We start from the raw sequence: 16,613 nt of genomic DNA on the forward strand, positions 1-16,613 counted from the left end.
GCAGAAGTCCGTACTGCCATTGCATTTATCGAAGATACTGGGAGAATTTTTTATTATTTTACATAAAATTCACATGATTTGAGTAATTATACGTTGATACCTCAAATTCTCAGTGTTATGTTTTAAAGAGAGAAAAATTACAAGTGCTGGAGATAACAATAACAAAGTTCTCTATTGCATATTAATGCAGTAAATTTTTGATCTTTTTGTATAGTGACATATGTGAGCAACGATATTTATTCGTTAGCTATTTTTTTCTTAGCATCTTGTCAATTTTAAGGATAAATTAATGAATTTAAATTGTAATTTAATTGCACTTAAATTGTCAGAGAATTGAAAGTGCGATCACAGCTAAAAATTCGTTTTATAAAAGGTGCAATTGCCTTAACTTAGTTCATTGCAATGGAAGTTTTAGAATTTTAAATGCCATAAGTTTTGACTGGCGCATAGACAATCACAGTCGAAATACCAAAAACACAAATCGATTAAGGAATAAAATAAATGGATAACAGTTCAAATCAGCCTAAAACAGATAGAACAGACATCAAAACGTTATTTTTCCCAGGAAATCCACGGTGGTCTAGCAATACCATTACCTACAATTTCATGCCGTTTATACCGGGGATATACATCGCAGGAGCGCCAATTGATGCGTTTCTTGATGGTGGAATTCCTGACCCAGTGAGTTTTAAACCTTTTGATGCCAAGCAAAAGGCTGCTGCACAAGAAGCACTCGACTTATGGGCTGAATTTGCAGATATTCGATTTGTTCAGAAACCTGATACATTGATAGGATTTGACATACCGGGTCTTGATAAATTCCTTGATTTAGGTATTTTGAAACCCATCTTAGAAGCTACTGGAAAATTTGGTGATTTTGTTGAAAAGTATTCCAGATTCGTTGGGGGTGTAATAGGCGCACCTCTAGTTAATGGTGCAGATATTCGCTTTGGTACAGCCAATATCACTGGTTCTGGAGGTGCAGTGCCACCATACGGAGACTCTCTAACTCAGCAGAACGCAATTAGAGACAAAATAGTTGGCTTTGTTGATGACTACCTAAAAAGTATTACTGACCTTATTCCAATAGGCTTCTCTGTTCCAAACATCCCAGTAATTTCGCTCAACTTGGATATTTCGGATTTCGATCCTACGAAGCGCGGTTCTATTACCAACCCATCAAATCTTGACCCTACAAAACCTGGTTCTATAACTAATCCATTTAATTTACCAAATCCCCTTCCTAAATTTGAGCTACCCAAAGCATCAGATTTAGTGCGCCAATTGCCTGACATTAAAATCTTACCCTTTGGGGATTTGTGGTTGAACAAGAATTTCGAGCCTGTACAGTCCTCAAATATAGGCATAAACGGGGGCTTCGGTTTCTACACAGTGATGCATGAGATCGGACATGCATTAGGACTAAAACATCCTGGAAACTATGACGCTGGTGGAAGTCCTAGCCCTAGCCCATACTTAAATAAGGATCGAGATTCTGTTTTGTACAGCATCATGTCCTATGACTACTGGGAAGGAAACAACAGCAATCAGCGCAAAAGAGATAGTTATCCTGAAACCCCCATGCTCTATGATATTGCTGCAATTCAAGCACTCTACGGTGCTAATTTCAAAACTCGTAGCGGCAATGATAATTACAAATGGGATGCAACCCGTCCTTTTATGGCAACTATTTGGGATGGCGGTGGTATTGACACCATTAATGCTTCAAATCAGGCAAATAAGTCTGAGATTAACTTAAATGCAGGTCAATTCAGTTCAATTGGTCTTACCAACACAACTACCTACACCCAAGATGGAAAAACGTTCCCTGACCCTCTAGAGAAATATAATCTAGGGATCGCCTTTGGAGTCACGATTGAAAATGCGATCGGTGGAGCTGGATCTGACATTTTAATTGGCAACCAAGTTAGTAACCGTCTTGATGGAGGTGCAAGCAATGATACTTTCATTGGTGGCGCAGGTGCTGACACCTTAATTGGTGGTACAGGTTTCGACACAGCTTCTTACAAAAGTTCTCCTAGCGGGGTCACCATTGATCTAGTGACTGGTCAAGGTTTTGGAGGAGATGCTACGGGCGATACATTGCAAAGTATTGAGAATTTAGATGGTTCAGAATTCAATGACGTTTTCATTAGTAATGCAGACTCCAATCAACTAGATGGACGTGGTGGAATTGATACAGTTTCGTATGTCAAATCAACATTAGGAGTTGAAGTCAATCTGAAGAAAGAAGAGGCCTCTGGGGGATTTGCAGATGCTGACAAGCTGAACAACATTGAAAATATTTTAGGCTCAGATTTTGGCGACACACTTACTGGAGATGACAAAGTCAATGTATTGAACGGACGAGGCGGAAATGATATCCTCGACGGAGGTGCTGGAAAAGACACGCTGATTGGAGGCGCAGGTTTTGATATTGCATCTTACTCAACTTCTACTACCGGAATTACAATTGATCTCTCAACTGGCACCGTATCTGGTGGCGATGCACAAGGTGATGTACTTATAGAAATTGAAGGCATCGGTGGCTCAGAATTTAGTGATACCCTGCTTGGAGACGAAAACGACAATACCTTCAGTGGACTTGGTGGCGATGATGTGCTACGTGGTCGAGGAGGGAACGATCAACTCAATGGCGGTGAAGGCAATGACATAATTGATGGGGGTGCAGACATTGATACTGCCCGCTACGACAGTTCTCCTAACAGTGTGATTGTCAATATCGAGGAATCTCAAAGCTACAGCAATACAGCTTATCCGCTCGACCTCGAACCCACCTTCAACATCGCAGCAGGCACAGCCTTCGATGGTTTTGGCAATACCGATACTCTTCGTAATCTGGAAAACATCACAGGTTCTAACTACGATGATGTTTTAATTGGCAATGCCCTTCGCAATACCCTCAATGGTTTAGCTGGCAATGACCTGCTCATTGGCAATGGCGGCGATGACATCCTCGATGGTGGTGACGGCATTGATACCGTTAGCTACCGTCGCTCATTCAACAGTTCTAACATTGGCGTATCTGTTGACCTTTCCCAAAACTTCGCTTTCGATGGTATCAATGGACTCGACACCCTCAATAACATAGAAAACGTCATCGGTTCTCAGTTCGCCGATCGCCTCATCGGAGATAGCAACGCTAACACAATTCTCGGTGGCGATGGCAACGATATTATTGAAGGCAAAGAAGGCAGCGATCGCCTCTTCGGTGAAAACGGCAATGATGAAATCTTTGGTGGTATTGGGAACGATTACCTCGTTGGTGGCACAGGTACAGGCTGGTTCTCTGATATCCTCGACGGTGGCACTGGTAACGACACCGCCTCTTACATCACTGCTACTTCCGGTGTTGCTGCTAGTTTAGCTGAAGGTACAGGTTGGCAAGGGGATGCAACAGGCGATAAATTCATCTCAATTGAAAACCTCGAAGGTTCATCCTACAACGACTTCCTCATTGGCGATAATAGCAACAACATCCTCACTGGTTTAGCAGGTAACGACACCCTCGAAGGTCGGGCTGGGGATGATACCTTGGATGGTGGCGCTGGAGAAGATACTCTCTGGGGCAGTGACGGTAACGACATCCTCCGAGGTGGTTCTGGAAAAGACACCTTGGTTGGCGACCTTGGTAACGATACCCTCGAAGGTGGTTTAGGAGATGATTCCCTCGATGCTGGTCTTGGTGACGACACCCTCACAGATTTAGAAGGTAACAACACCTTCTACACAGGCGAAGGAAATAACTTCGTTACCGCAGGTTCCGGCAATGATGTCATCTATGCAGGCTCCGGTCATGACATTATCAACGCCGGAGATGGTCTAAACAAAATCTTTGCTGGGGAAGGCTTTAATCAAGTTACTTCTGGTTCTGGCGATGATATCATCTACGCAGGCTCCAGCCGTGACATCATTAACGCAGGCAATGGCAACAACCAAGTTTACGCCAGCGAAGGTCTAAATGATATCTTCACAGGCTTTGGAGATGACACCATTTATGCTGGCTCCAGTAACGATCTAATTAACGCAGGCAATGGTCGCAACCTAGTTTACGCCGCAGAAGGCAACAATTTGATTGGCACAGGTTCCGGTAACGATACCATTTATGCGGGTTCCGGCAGCGACTGGATATTTACAGGTGCAGGAGATGATGTCATTTATGCCGCAGAGGGTAACAACTTAATTGCAGCAGGCACTGGCGATAACTTGATTTATGGTGGTAGCGGTCGTGATTTATTTGCTCTTGTTGCTGGTGTTGGTTCAACCATAATTGACCAATTCCAAAACTACGATCGTCTCGGTCTCATCGGTGGTTTGAGCTTCGATCAACTATCAATCACCCAAAACCAGCAGGGTAATGAGTTTTCCACCCATATTAGTATTGCTTCCAGCGGAGATTTACTTGCTAGCCTCAAGTGGGTAGAAGCTAGTTCCATCACCCGCAACTCATTTGTTGACGCAGAAAGCTTAGGAATGTCAGTTTCAAATGGAGCCGCAGGTCGTAGTCTTCTCGCTGGGTTGATGACTTCTGGTGTTGAGACGGGATTATCTGTTTCCTCAGTCCTTGATCTCCAGCAACAAGCGATCGGATCTGGTAGTCCTTTCTTAGCCAAAGGTATAGCCTAAAAATCTCATAAATTAGCTACGATTCCTCGAACAGCCTATCTGTGATAAGCTGTTCGAGGATTTTTTGATATCGTCAGTACATTTATAATGTCAATCCCTCGAAATAGGCGATCGCGGTTTTCAAAAGATTTGACATTACATTTTTGTCTTAATATCCAAATATCCAATTGAGAAATAATTCAAATTATCACTATTGTCATAGGTCATCTTACGTCAATGGGAAAGCACAAAAATCAAGGTGAGTAACTGATAATCTTTCATAAAATCTCTCAATATTGATTTATGAAAATTGGTCGATTTATCACCTTAAATTGTTTTTCTCTTTTCTTTGCCACCACTAGTCTTTACTCACCATTCCCAGCGCAAAGCCAAACCAATTTACCCACTCGCTTAATATCAAATGACGTGGGTAAACAAATATTGCTACCTGACTGGCAGAGAATTTCATTTAGCCAAATGCCAACAATCCAAAAAAGTGGCTCAATCAAAATTAACGGATTTTCTCGCCAATGGAACGCAGGAGACACACCAGATAAATACTTGACTTTAGGTGATATCGATGAAGCTCTAAAGCCTCAATTATTTAGTTTGAGCAACATTGCTAATATGATTAATTCCCCCAATACCTCTACATTAGATAAATTCCCATTATTAGGAAAACAAAACCTCCAGCGATTAGCAGAAATTGTGCCAAATTTGGGAGAAACTACTACAGCCAAAATACCTGCGATCGCACTACTAATCAAATCAAAATATCCCCAGACAAATGCTAACACCTCACTCTCTAACTTACTATCCCAAAACCCAGAACTAGGTAAACTCAAACTCAATCAAATTAACCTATCATCCTATACAATTTCTGATATCCCCAACCTTGATGCAGTGCAGTTATCAAAGCTCGTAGGTTGGCAAAATACTCTAATTAAAGATATCCCAGGATTAAATGCTGTACCTCTAGCTTCCTTTCCCCTTCCCCTCACAGAATCAGGTAACACCTTTGCTCGAATTGATTTTATTTGGGGTACAGCCGAAAAACGCCGCCAGCGAACAGTCTCCGGTTCCGATGTCGCTGGTTTTTCTGTCCCTTGCTCTGGACAAAAATGTCCTCATATCGAACTTGACAACTTAGAAAATTCGGGACGCAATATTAGAGGAAAATTTGAAGGAAGTTCTTGGATTAGTGGTAAACATCAACAGGTGGAAGGTGGTTGGGGTTGTTTGAAATCGGTAAATGGAGGGAAAGAGCCAACAGGAAGATTGCCTTATGGAAGTGCTTTTAAAGTTGTGGTGATGGAACCCAATGAGAAAAACGATACCGTTGACACTGCTTTATTCTTCCGCTTCAAAAATGCCTGTGGTGCAACACCATATTTTATCGGTCCTGTTCCATTTTTCAACTACAAAGTTAATTCGCCTATTTTTCTAGGGAATTAAACCATCAATATTAAACCAACTTTTTTATGAAACCTGATTCCACTCCATCGATAAAATTTATCCGCTTTGTCGGTTACTTTAATTTAGGTTTGGGAATTTTTATACTCATTACAACTCTACTCTTGAGCAGTTAAAAAATGATTCAAGAAAACCTCATAAAATGAATCAACAATTTACATTCTCTTCAACGAATAGAAGCGTAACTGAACAAAAATCGAACGGGATAAAATCGAGCTTTGATATCAATGGATTATTTCAATACTTCGCTAATCCCGAAGGATTGACAATGATAGGAGTTTTAGTATTTCTAATTTTATTAAGTCAATTTTCTGGTGCTAAAAAAGGTAAGATTTCCACAGGAAGGGTAGTGGGGAGAGGGGAAAAGCTTGCAGCAACCAATCTCGCTCTCAAACAAATACGCGATCGCAAACACAATAAAGTGACTTTTTGGTGTGGTTCTCCCAACTATTGGTTTCCTGGCAGATTCAAAAATACATGTGCAAGATTTCAAACCATGCTTGGAGCATCCCCCACAGTTTGGATTCCCCATGCTGAACGTTCTACCCTGGTTCTTGGCGCTCCTGGTTCTGGTAAAACTTTCGGAACAATCGATCGCATGGCTGAAAGTTGCATGGCACAGGAATTTCCCCTAATTGTCTACGACAAGAAAGGCGACCAAATGAAACTGCTTGCACCCCTCGCAGCCAGATACGGCTACAAAGTGTGGATATTTGCACCGGGAGAACCATATAGTGAAGTCATAAATCCCCTGGATTTTATGGAGAATCAAGAAGATGCGGTGACAGCAGCACAAATTGCCCAGGTCATAAATGCCAATGCTGGTGGTAGTGGTAAAAGTGATGAATTTTTCTCCAAAGCAGCTGATTTATTAGCTAAAGCATTAATCCAACTTGCGAAGGGTAGCGACTGCCCAGATTTAGCGATGGTTTACTGCATTCAATCAACTGATGGCTTTATCAACAAATTGCACGCAGCAGTGCAAGCAGGTAGAGTCTCTCGTTGGGTTGCAGCATCTTTCCAGCAATATCTCAAAGCCAAGGATAGCGAGAAAACCATCGCTTCGATTGACACAACCACGGTAGGGATATTTTCAGGATTTATGCAGCGATCGCTCCTCCCATCTTTCATCGGCAAAAGCACTATCCCCACCAAACTATCGGGAAAGCAAATCCTGATTTTCAAATTAGATGACCCCAGACGCGATGTTGTCGGACCATTACTTGCTGCTGCACTCCACATGACGATTGTCAGTAATTTATCCACTCCCAGAAAAGACCCATTGGGAATATTTATCGACGAATTACCGTCACTGTATCTCAAAGCTTTACCCCAGTGGATTAACGAATATAGAAGCAACGGTGCTTGTTTTGTTTTGGGTGTTCAGTCATTGGAACAGTTGGCTAACGCATACGGGGAGAATTTGAGTGTTGCGATCGCAAGTGCTTGTAGTACGAAAATTCTCTACAACCCAGCAAATTACTCAACAGCCGAAAAATTCTCCCAATCCTACGGACACAAGGAATTTATCGTTAAAAACAAATCCATCAGTGATTCAAAGGAAGGACGAACCGTTACTTGGACAGATAACCTGCAAACAATGCCAATTCTCACCGCAGATGAGATAATGCGCTTCCCCCAAGGAAAGTGTGTCATCACTAACCCTGGTTATACATCAGGAAGCGAAGGTTCGATTCCTTACCCTGTCACCATTCCCATTCCCAAATCAGATGTCCGCCGAATCTCAACTAGTCAGGAACTTTGGGAAAATCAGATTTGTCCAAGGCTGATTATGCGTTCTCCTCAAATTCATCTTAGCCAGTTAGATGAATCAATTGACTTGAGGAGATATATTGCAGAACAACTGTTGACAGTTGGAGAACAGGATTTATCTGTAGGTAAAAAAAGCGAAGAAATAGAATTAGTTAATCCAAATTCTGACCCTGCTTGGTAAATTCAAATCTCTTTTTTACCGAAGAAAGGCAGAGGGCAGGAGGCAGAAGGAATAAAATACATTTCTTGCCTTCTGTCTTGAAAAGTTTTGTGGACGGTTTCCATCCCCACAAACTTTTCGCTGCCACTTTCTTTTAAAACTCCTAAATTTATTTATGAAAAACAAATAAAAGATTTTTTTCGAGATACCTAGTACGAGAAAAAAAGGTGTCCTTGTTTGAAACCCCTAAATTTATTTATGGGGTTCCCCTTCTGCCCTCTGCCTTCTGCCTTCTCATTTGTTAATCATCATTAGTACAAAATTCCAGATTATGCTTTATTGCCTGTTAAAATACAGTTAATAGACAGCAAGTAAGCAATTAATTCTAGTCATCGAAATATACGAAGTTTATAAATATTAATTTTTAGTAATATCGCGTGTGTCACTTTCTCAACTAGCACAGTAGTTAATTTCGCTACACAAAATTGAATTCAGTTTTATTCTCAAACCTATATTTATTGAAAATAGTTATCAGTATATAATTCTTTTTCTCTCCTAAAAAAATTTGTAGCTCCAGAAATTGTCTATTAATTGGTATTTTTAACTTTGGCAAATCTCAGACATATTGTCATAGAAAATAATTTGATTTTTCTGTAAGTATAGAATTTAATACATTGAAAAAGATAGAAGTGTAAATTAACACATTTCAGATTGACAAAATTTGTATAAATATAAACTGTTGTAATCAGTAGCCTATGAATGATCTGATTACTTGAATGTGTTCAAGTTGTTTTGATCGCTTATCATGGGTAGAAATATCTGGCAAATCTCGCCAAAGTTTGGCATCTATACCAAATTCGCTTTGCAATCAAAGTATTTTTTATCACGGTGCATCTGAAAATTTTGAATACTAAGCGGTAAAATCTCATACGCAACTGATGGATGTTGTGATGCGAGATTTTGTTGCAATTTAATCACTTTGTCCCTAAATTTGGAGGGCGTGATTTTCCATCATTCTCAATGATGCTGGATTTGTCACGTCAAAGAAAAATGACAAAAAATAATCCATTATTTTCTAAAGAATTTCCTCAAGATGAAGATATCATTATCGCCATTAAACGAATTAAATTGAGGCGCAAATTATTCAGAGTCATCGCTTACAAATTAGAAAATGGAGAGACTGCAATCACAACTCGTCAGATGGTAACTTCTGTGAAGAAACCACTTTATACTGCTCAAGAATATATCCGAAAGACGGATATTCAGGTGATAAAAGTCCAAATGCTGAATCGTTCTGTGACAGAGATGGTTTATACGTCAGTAGTTTTAGATTTTTGGAAATCTTTGAATGAATCCGGCAAGGGTAATGCACTGACAATAATTGGTCAACAATACCTAGATGAATATTTGAATAATTCTTCTATGTAAGCGAATTTATCAAGAATTTTAACAGCGAATATGCTCTTATTAATTCGCCGTTGCTAAAAAATGACAAATTAGGAGGAGTTATGAAGCCATGAATCAGATACTTCAAATTGACGCTGAATTCAAAAATTTGATTCCTCCTCTATCATCTGAAGAAAAATTGCAACTGGAGGCAAATTTAAAGGAGTTTGGTTGTCTTGACCCGTTGATTGTCTGGCAGGGTGAGGATATTTTGTTAGATGGACATAACCGTTATGAAATATGTATTCGAGAGCAAATTCCTTACAACATTGTCGAGATCGACATTACGGATAGGGAAGCAGCTCTAAGTTGGATTGCCAATCATCAACTGGGACGACGCAACATAACGCCGGAAATTGCAAGTTACTTACGGGGTAAGCGTTATCTTAATTTGAGGGGCGATCGCATAGATAATCTTAGGCAGAATTCTCCGAAGTGCAAAAGTTGCACTTCGGTAGAAAGTGACGGGGAAGATTTAGCGCAATCTGAAAATCTAATAACGTTAGATGCAGCAAAGAGGCTTGCACAGCAGTATAAAGTCAGTGTTCGTACTATCAAGAATGATGCTCGATTTACTGATGCGTTAGATACTTTAGCGCGATCGCTTGGCGAAGAGATCAAGCATTCTATACTGACTCGTAACAGTGGACTAACGAGAAAGGATATTTTGCTGCTTGCCCAAGTTGCAGAAGAAGAAGGTCAAGAATCTGTACAAAAATTACTCAGTATGAAACGAAACAAATTGGATATAGTTCAGCAAATTAAGGATAAAAATCCCCTTCCTAATCCATATCACATTGGGGAAGTATGTCGAATTCTGCCATCGACTGACCCCGATTTGAAACCATTTTCTGGGTGTTGGTGCATTGTTTACGAAATAAATCCCCATAGCTGTGGTGTGAAAACTTGGAAAGCTAATTTAGCAACGGTGAAGCCAGAATATTTGGAAAGGATTGATGCAACTGAAGAAGAGATAGCTAATCGGAATTGCGGTCGCATCCAATCTCTTGTCAATAAAGTTAATTCAGATTACGAACCAATCCATGCAGTAATATTGGAACTATTGGGAAAAATACATGACCCGTCAAGTTTGACACCGAAACAAGAGCGAATGCTGTCTTTTTTGGAAAGTGAGTATTAACATCGAGAAATTAAAATTAGTCCAATTCGATTTGAGATTTCTTCTGGTGCTGGGGAGTATTTGGTACAGTTTCCCATGTTTCCTCAGCTTGTTTTTTATCTCGATTTGTGGGTTGAGTTAATGTTGTAACCTTGCGTTCCATATCGAAATCAACACCTCGCATTGCTAGTCCTTCGATTGTACAAGCCTTGCTATTTCGACCTAATTTCCTACCTGGAAATGTAACATCATCAATGGAGTAGGAAATACCTTGAATTATACCCTCATCGCTGATTTTGAGAGATGTTTCGACACCTACTAATTCCAAATTCTCAATAAATTTGGTCATAGTAATTCCCGGTTGAATCACATTTTCTATAGCATCCTGGATTTTCTCAACCGCACTTTTTTCTGCTTCTGTATCCCGAAGTCCCAATTCAAACTCCCGCTTTTCCCTCATCATCCGTCGCTTTTGTCCGGTAGATGGTGCAGTTCTCTCAACTTCCCAGGAGCAAGGTACAGGGGTCAAATTGAATTGGGATTCTAAATTTCTCAAAACCTTCTCCAAACGTCTTTTGTCATACCAGTCGGAGACACATTCACCATCGATGTTGATGCGACTTGCGGCAATGTGAAGGTGAAAATGGTTACGGTCATTGTGGGATGCTGCGAAATATAAACTCTTCTCAAATCCCATCTCAGTAAGTGTTTCTTCAATTATTTCCTGAAGTTGTTCTTTGTCTGGTTTTTCGCTTGGAGGGAAACTGATGCTGATGTGACTGACGGGCGATCGCACTCTAGGATTTAGTTGTTTAGTTGCTGAGAGTTGTTGGTAAAAATCTTGAGGTGTATCTCCTGCAAGGTTCGTACAAATTAACGAGGCTTCTTCTTTTTCGAGAACATATTTTGTCAGTCCAGCAAAGCTTTTACCTTTTTTAATCTTGCCAATCATGTTATCTACTTCTTCAGTAATTGATATTCAGAATAAGTATTATTAACACCCCGAATTCATGATACTTTCAGTATGGTAGACAAATATAGTACCGAAATACCATTACATGAGTCGAAATTTATAACTTGAAGATTACCCTTGAGAGTACCACCAATATTCTGGAAAGTTAGCCAAAATCGTGTGTAGTAAAAATAACACAACCACTTCAAAAGGACTGACTTCACGATGGAAATTTCAACCTTCGAGTTACTTGTAAAACGTATTGCACCTCCACCTGCACCACAAGATGTGGCTCGACGTGTTGTGCAAGGATACTTTTTAACAGTTACGAACTTAGAATCCAAAGACTTAACCTTTAGAATACGATTCAATATCAGTAAACCCAATCCAGCAGGCGACCCCGATCGAACCTTATTTAACAATGCTGGTTTGTTCTTCGATATTGCTGGACCAAATACTAGCATTCCCCTTTCTGGAGGGGCTAATAGTACAGTTTTTGCTGGTTCTTTCGTCTTGCCAGCCAAACAGACAGCTTCTGTCCAGTTACTACCGAATACAAATTTGTTTGCGGCTGCAAACCCTGATTTTGAGGTACGAGGCTTCGTCACATTGCGTTTGCCACCCATCGAGGGACAAGCGCAAAGCCTAACACCAGTTAAAGTATTGCTCAACCCAGAAATTCGGGGAACTTTCTTACCGAATAATTTCCCTGGTGGAATCGGTGGAGATTTTGACCAAATCAACTATCCCCTGGCGATTTCTACAGGCAAAGCCTTAAATGAGATTTCAGCAGATTTACCATTGATTATTCCCCCCTTCCCACTGGAAGTAATCAATGCTTTACAGGGAAATGTAATAGACGAAATTTTGGATGGAGATAATTTGGAAAAAGCCCAAAGTTTGATTGAGTTGATGGCTCAATTGGATAGTAATCCCAGAAATCTGGAGAATTTGAGTGAGGCACTTTCTAAGCTCAATATTCCCGTTCGAGTTTCTGCAAACTCTTCCAATTGATGTGAGTACCCTTGCGAGAAAATCAGCAACTATACAATTTCTCTAACAGGATGGTTCCTGTCCACAAGATTTTTCAAAACAGAGGGCAAAAAGGTATTTTGTTCCTCCTGTCCTCTGCTTTTCTTTAGTAACTTAACTATTCCAAATTATCTTTTTTTTTGAGTTCGTTGGTTGTTTCTTCATGGCTTCCTAAAAGTAAACACAACCGTAGTCTCGAAATTTCTGTTTTTAATTCCTCAAAGGAAATATAGTTAATCGGTGGTGGGGTTAAACCTTGAGAAATAGCAAGATTTTGAGCTTTGGCAATTTGGTCGATATTTTCGCTGATTTTTAGCAATTGCCAGTAGCATTTCCAGTTAACTTGGGGAATACTTTTGATGCGGTATCCTGCCATTCTACGTCGAACTAATTCTGCTTTGCTGATACCGTTAGATTCTGCTAAAGCTTCCCAATGTTCTGCAAGTTCGGGTGTTAGCAGCATTTCAAATCTAACTGTGTGGTGTTTTTGTTTGGCTGGCATTTTCAGGAGTGGGTGCAATATTTCTTAGCTTGGCAAGGTTTTAGATTAGGTGACAACTGTCAATAGTGATAAGTGACGTGCAATACCAAAGAAAGCGGGAACCGCAAAGCGGAACAAAGATGGTTGCCAAGGGCATCGCATTTATACAAAACTTATAGCTATACAGTGGGTTGCAGATGCGATCGCATAAATTGAAGACACGCGATCGCAAAGTAATATTGCTGCGTCAACAGCAGTGTTAGCTGGGTTAGTATTAAACAAGGAACTGATTAAAAGGTTATTGCGGAGTGATGCTATGCGCGAGTCTGTAATTTATCAATGTAACTATCTCTTCTTGATCTATATTTTATAGTCTCGTTTTCACTTCTTTTATGATGTTCTGTTGGGGTTTTTCGTTCTTTTTCTGATGAGTGGTCGTTCTTAAACCCTTTCTTTTTATTCGCTTTTATGTCTGGGTCGCCTTCTTCACGCTTATTTCACAATCATTGCCTAAGTACATGTAATTTTTTAATCTGCGATCGTTTATTAATTTTAAATTTAATTCAATACACGGATATTCCCTCATTGGCTGTAGTATTCCATCGTACACTTGATTAATTTGTTTTGCTGAGAAAAAAATCAGTATAAATCGCATTATTAATGTATTTGAAGTATCGCACAATAGATTCATCCAGGGGCGGAAAGCCTATTTATTCACAACTTAGTATAACTCAGAGAACATAACGAATGAAACTCACAAACTTAATCGCTTCCATCAGTTTAGTAATTGGTTCAGTTGTTGTAGCTTCTAGCTCTGCTCAAGCGGCAAGTTTTACTTCCAATGTTAATCAAAAAACAGATGCAAAAGCTGATATTCTCTTGCAGTCTATTACTCAAAACGGTACAACATTTAACGATTTTACTTTTGTCTCAGAAGTTATCGCATTAACAAATACAGCTAGAACAAACAATGCAAATAGTGGTGCTGCGAGTACAGATAGAGGTGATAATGCCACTGCTCCTATTAGCGCTTCTGAAGACCCCAATAGAGATGATTTAGCAAAATTTCTGGGTAATAATAATTTAAATAATATTGTGGATACTGAAGATAGTGGTATTTTTAAAATGGATTTAGTTTTCAAAAATGCTATTTTTGGTAATGCCCAAGGAACTGATAGTTTATTCTTCTGGGAGAGAGGAATGAACAGTGACTTATTAATTCAAGGTTTCGATAATACTGGAAAACTAATTGGTAATTCTCTTAAATTGCTACGCAGTAGTCAAACTAGTGCTGGTTTTAAAATCGATACCACAGAAATTGGTAGTGCCCAAAATGTAGGTAATTGGGGAGTTAGTCTCGCACAATTAGGTGTAAACTCATTGAGTGGGGTTAGAGTTATTTCTGAAGGTAAAGCTTTTAACGGTCCTGACTTTAAATTAATTGCGAGAACAGGGGAATCTAAATCTGTACCCGAACCCGGAATGCTTCTTAGTGTTGGAGCTTTAGCTGGAGTTGCTTTCTTCCGTTGTCGTAAACAAAACTCTGCGATTAAAGCTGCTCAATAAGGATTATTTTGATTCGTCAGTGACGGGAATATCTTGTTTGATTTGGCGATCGTAAATTTCTAGGACTTACGCATTGACAGAAAAATTAAAATAGCAGGTATGATTTTCAGCGCTTAGAGCTTATTTTTTGGTTCTCCACCAAGCGAAGCTTGCGCGACGTAGCTTGTCTGACGTAAGTCTTAGTCTGTTGCAACATCTGTTCCCCAGTTTCACCCAGATACCCCCGCACAAATTCCCCCATCTGGGTTTCCGTCAGGGGTTGCATTTCCAGCTTTTTGTCAATTCCCAAATCTCCACCTACCCCCAAATCCCGCGTCGTGAATATCATTGGGATGGTTTGTTGGTAATCTTGGCGAAATTTGTGTAAATGCGATCGCGCTTCTTGTGATGGTAATTCGTTAACACCATCGATGAGGAGTAAAAATTGCCCCTGTCGCAATAATGTTTTGATGGTTTCGGTGTCGATATTTAAGCTAGGATGATGACGGTGGAGAAAGGGGATAATTAAATCGAAAATCGAAGTTTCGCAATATCGTAGTTCCACCAATACGGGGATTTGGGTTTTCCTGCGAGTTGGTGAGATTGCTGAGTCTTTCAGACACGCTACGCGTTTCATGTATGCCGTAGGCTTTACATTCCGCTGAGTCGCAAAGCGACACGCTGCGCGAACGCTTCACTCGCAATGACGGATTTATCTTCTTTGTCCCCAAACCCTTCCGCCGATTCTAAAAGCGATCGCACCAAAGCTGTAGACTTACCTGAGCCTAGACGACCAATTAAAAGCACATGTTCTGGTGCATATTTCCACAAACCTTCCAGAACGTTTAATATTTCCCTTTCTTCCCTTGCTTCTGGTAATAGTTTCCTTTCTGGTTGAGGTGCTTCTGGTTGAAGTGCGATCGCTTGCAACTCAAACAACAGTGATTTTGTTATGTGTTGATGGGGTTTTGTACCCACAACATCTGTGAGGGTATAACTATCCCACCATTGGGCATATTTCTGACAAACTGATTGTAGATATGGCTTCCAGTCAAGCACTACTGTACCAGGTGAAAAAGAAAGATTTAAAAGATACTATAGCGTAGCAATTTATATCTAGCTGATTCGTTTAACAACAAAAAAATTGTATTCCCTCAAAATTTCGCTATCATGTAAGTACATCACGTATATACATAATGAGTAACTCCTACAATATTCGCAGCACCAAAATTGGTAACTCTGCTGGATTTCGCTTACCAGCAGAGTTTTACCGCGAACATCCCCAGTTTGCTAATGCTTCAGGTTGGATAGAAGTATTGTCGCCCGATACCGCAATAGTCAAAATTATTCCCAAATCGCTGGAATCTGAAGACGAAGACGATTCCTTGATGATGCGCCTGTTTCTCGATTTCGCCACGACGGAAGCATTGAAAAATAATAACCTGCAACCTTATACAACCGAGATGTCCGAGGCTGCACATAGATTAATTGAGGGTGTGGAATTAGAGGACGAGTCGTTGTCAGATGGCTAAGTTTGTCAGTAATGATTGGGAGATTTATTTTCACCCGCAACTATTTGGTACTCAATATCAAGAATTATTTGACCGTGTTTCCGAACTGCGGAAAAAGTTACCAGAAAGCGAGTTTAAAACCCATGCAACGGTAAAGTTATTCGCTGCAATTACTATTGCCATCGAAACCAAAATTCCTTCCGATCCTCTTGCAAGTCATTTTGCTTTGACGGGAGCATTAAAACGCTATGGACGAGTAAAGAAAATGGGTTTACCGGAAAGATATCGGTTATTTTTTCGAGCGTTTGATACCCCAAAATTAAAGTCGATTGTGATTTTGTGGTTAGGATTTCCCCGCAAAGAAGGAGCGAAAGATGACTGTTATCAAGTGTTTACAAAGATGGTGGCACGGGGGACATTTCCCGATAGTTTGGATGAGTTGATTAAAGAACCAGGGGAAACTCAGGATAAACTCGATTAAAATCTAAAAATAT

At 40.1% G+C, this 16,613-nt stretch carries 13 protein-coding genes; 9 read left to right on the top strand and 4 right to left on the bottom strand.

Features of this window, described 5'->3' with window-relative positions:
* The first annotated feature begins 501 nt into the window (after positions 1-501).
* The 5 genes from CAL6303_RS28440 to CAL6303_RS10710 all read left to right on the top strand — a co-directional run bounded on the left by CAL6303_RS28440 (position 502) and on the right by CAL6303_RS10710 (position 10,619).
* On the top strand, positions 502-4,647 hold the full coding sequence (locus tag CAL6303_RS28440) for a M10 family metallopeptidase C-terminal domain-containing protein (RefSeq protein ID WP_015197868.1): 4,146 nt from the start codon (positions 502-504) through the stop codon (positions 4,645-4,647).
* Positions 4,648-4,929: 282 nt separating this feature from the next.
* Complete coding sequence (locus tag CAL6303_RS10695) at positions 4,930-6,081, top strand: hypothetical protein (RefSeq protein ID WP_015197869.1); 1,152 nt, start codon at positions 4,930-4,932, stop codon at positions 6,079-6,081.
* A gap of 160 nt (positions 6,082-6,241) precedes the next feature.
* On the top strand, positions 6,242-8,053 hold the full coding sequence (locus tag CAL6303_RS10700) for a type IV secretory system conjugative DNA transfer family protein (protein WP_015197870.1): 1,812 nt from the start codon (positions 6,242-6,244) through the stop codon (positions 8,051-8,053).
* 939 nt (positions 8,054-8,992) lie between these two features.
* Positions 8,993-9,460 carry a hypothetical protein gene (locus CAL6303_RS10705; RefSeq protein ID WP_144051030.1) on the top strand — a complete coding sequence of 156 codons (468 nt, stop codon included), beginning with the start codon at positions 8,993-8,995 and terminating at the stop codon, positions 9,458-9,460.
* An 88-nt stretch (positions 9,461-9,548) separates the two neighbouring features.
* Entirely contained in the window at positions 9,549-10,619 is a 1,071-nt protein-coding gene (locus tag CAL6303_RS10710; protein ID WP_015197872.1) for a hypothetical protein, read from the top strand.
* Positions 10,620-10,635: 16 nt separating this feature from the next.
* Here the strand turns inward: CAL6303_RS10710 and CAL6303_RS10715 are convergent, their stop codons facing one another.
* Entirely contained in the window at positions 10,636-11,550 is a 915-nt protein-coding gene (locus tag CAL6303_RS10715) for a relaxase/mobilization nuclease domain-containing protein (protein WP_015197873.1), read from the bottom strand.
* Between the two features lie 225 nt (positions 11,551-11,775).
* Here CAL6303_RS10715 and CAL6303_RS10720 point away from each other — a divergent pair, with 225 nt between their 5' ends.
* Positions 11,776-12,564, top strand: coding sequence for a hypothetical protein (locus tag CAL6303_RS10720; RefSeq protein WP_015197874.1), 789 nt, complete (start codon positions 11,776-11,778; stop codon positions 12,562-12,564).
* A gap of 136 nt (positions 12,565-12,700) precedes the next feature.
* Here CAL6303_RS10720 and CAL6303_RS10725 read toward each other — a convergent pair whose 3' ends face one another.
* Entirely contained in the window at positions 12,701-13,084 is a 384-nt protein-coding gene (locus CAL6303_RS10725) for a hypothetical protein (protein WP_015197875.1), read from the bottom strand.
* 726 nt (positions 13,085-13,810) lie between these two features.
* Between CAL6303_RS10725 and CAL6303_RS10730 the strand changes: the two genes are divergently transcribed.
* On the top strand, positions 13,811-14,629 hold the full coding sequence (locus CAL6303_RS10730; protein ID WP_015197876.1) for an exosortase-dependent surface protein XDP2: 819 nt from the start codon (positions 13,811-13,813) through the stop codon (positions 14,627-14,629).
* A 106-nt stretch (positions 14,630-14,735) separates the two neighbouring features.
* On the opposite strand, the gene CAL6303_RS10735 is transcribed toward CAL6303_RS10730, so the two are convergent.
* Together CAL6303_RS10735 and CAL6303_RS10740 are read right to left on the bottom strand one after the other, a co-directional pair.
* The gene (locus CAL6303_RS10735; protein WP_041739397.1) at positions 14,736-15,245 is read right to left on the bottom strand and encodes an NACHT domain-containing protein; all 510 of its coding nucleotides are present in this window, start codon (positions 15,243-15,245) and stop codon (positions 14,736-14,738) included.
* A 14-nt stretch (positions 15,246-15,259) separates the two neighbouring features.
* Entirely contained in the window at positions 15,260-15,667 is a 408-nt protein-coding gene (locus tag CAL6303_RS10740) for a hypothetical protein (RefSeq protein ID WP_051036644.1), read from the bottom strand.
* Positions 15,668-15,804: 137 nt separating this feature from the next.
* Here CAL6303_RS10740 and CAL6303_RS10745 point away from each other — a divergent pair, with 137 nt between their 5' ends.
* Both CAL6303_RS10745 and CAL6303_RS10750 read left to right on the top strand, forming a co-directional pair.
* Positions 15,805-16,140 (top strand): hypothetical protein, encoded by a 336-nt coding sequence (locus tag CAL6303_RS10745; protein WP_015197877.1) that lies wholly within the window; start codon positions 15,805-15,807, stop codon positions 16,138-16,140.
* Entirely contained in the window at positions 16,133-16,600 is a 468-nt protein-coding gene (locus CAL6303_RS10750) for a type II toxin-antitoxin system YhaV family toxin (protein ID WP_015197878.1), read from the top strand. Before CAL6303_RS10745 ends, CAL6303_RS10750 begins: the two co-directional genes overlap by 8 nt.
* Positions 16,601-16,613: the final 13 nt, after the last annotated feature.

Origin of the sequence: Calothrix sp. PCC 6303 (assembly GCF_000317435.1) — a bacterium.
Classification (GTDB): Bacteria; Cyanobacteriota; Cyanobacteriia; order Cyanobacteriales; family Nostocaceae; genus PCC-6303.

What these genes read in the sequence shown, in the direction of transcription:
- CAL6303_RS10695 (WP_015197869.1), top strand. Translation starts at nt 4,930, where the DNA reads ATGAAAATTGGTCGATTTATCACCTTAAATTGTTTTTCTCTTTTCTTT.
- CAL6303_RS10735 (WP_041739397.1), bottom strand. Translation starts at nt 15,245, where the DNA reads ATGAAACGCGTAGCGTGTCTGAAAGACTCAGCAATCTCACCAACTCGC.
- CAL6303_RS28440 (WP_015197868.1), top strand. Translation starts at nt 502, where the DNA reads ATGGATAACAGTTCAAATCAGCCTAAAACAGATAGAACAGACATCAAA.
- CAL6303_RS10715 (WP_015197873.1), bottom strand. Translation starts at nt 11,550, where the DNA reads ATGATTGGCAAGATTAAAAAAGGTAAAAGCTTTGCTGGACTGACAAAA.
- CAL6303_RS10730 (WP_015197876.1), top strand. Translation starts at nt 13,811, where the DNA reads ATGAAACTCACAAACTTAATCGCTTCCATCAGTTTAGTAATTGGTTCA.
- CAL6303_RS10720 (WP_015197874.1), top strand. Translation starts at nt 11,776, where the DNA reads ATGGAAATTTCAACCTTCGAGTTACTTGTAAAACGTATTGCACCTCCA.
- CAL6303_RS10750 (WP_015197878.1), top strand. Translation starts at nt 16,133, where the DNA reads ATGGCTAAGTTTGTCAGTAATGATTGGGAGATTTATTTTCACCCGCAA.
- CAL6303_RS10700 (WP_015197870.1), top strand. Translation starts at nt 6,242, where the DNA reads ATGAATCAACAATTTACATTCTCTTCAACGAATAGAAGCGTAACTGAA.
- CAL6303_RS10710 (WP_015197872.1), top strand. Translation starts at nt 9,549, where the DNA reads ATGAATCAGATACTTCAAATTGACGCTGAATTCAAAAATTTGATTCCT.
- CAL6303_RS10725 (WP_015197875.1), bottom strand. Translation starts at nt 13,084, where the DNA reads ATGCCAGCCAAACAAAAACACCACACAGTTAGATTTGAAATGCTGCTA.
- CAL6303_RS10745 (WP_015197877.1), top strand. Translation starts at nt 15,805, where the DNA reads ATGAGTAACTCCTACAATATTCGCAGCACCAAAATTGGTAACTCTGCT.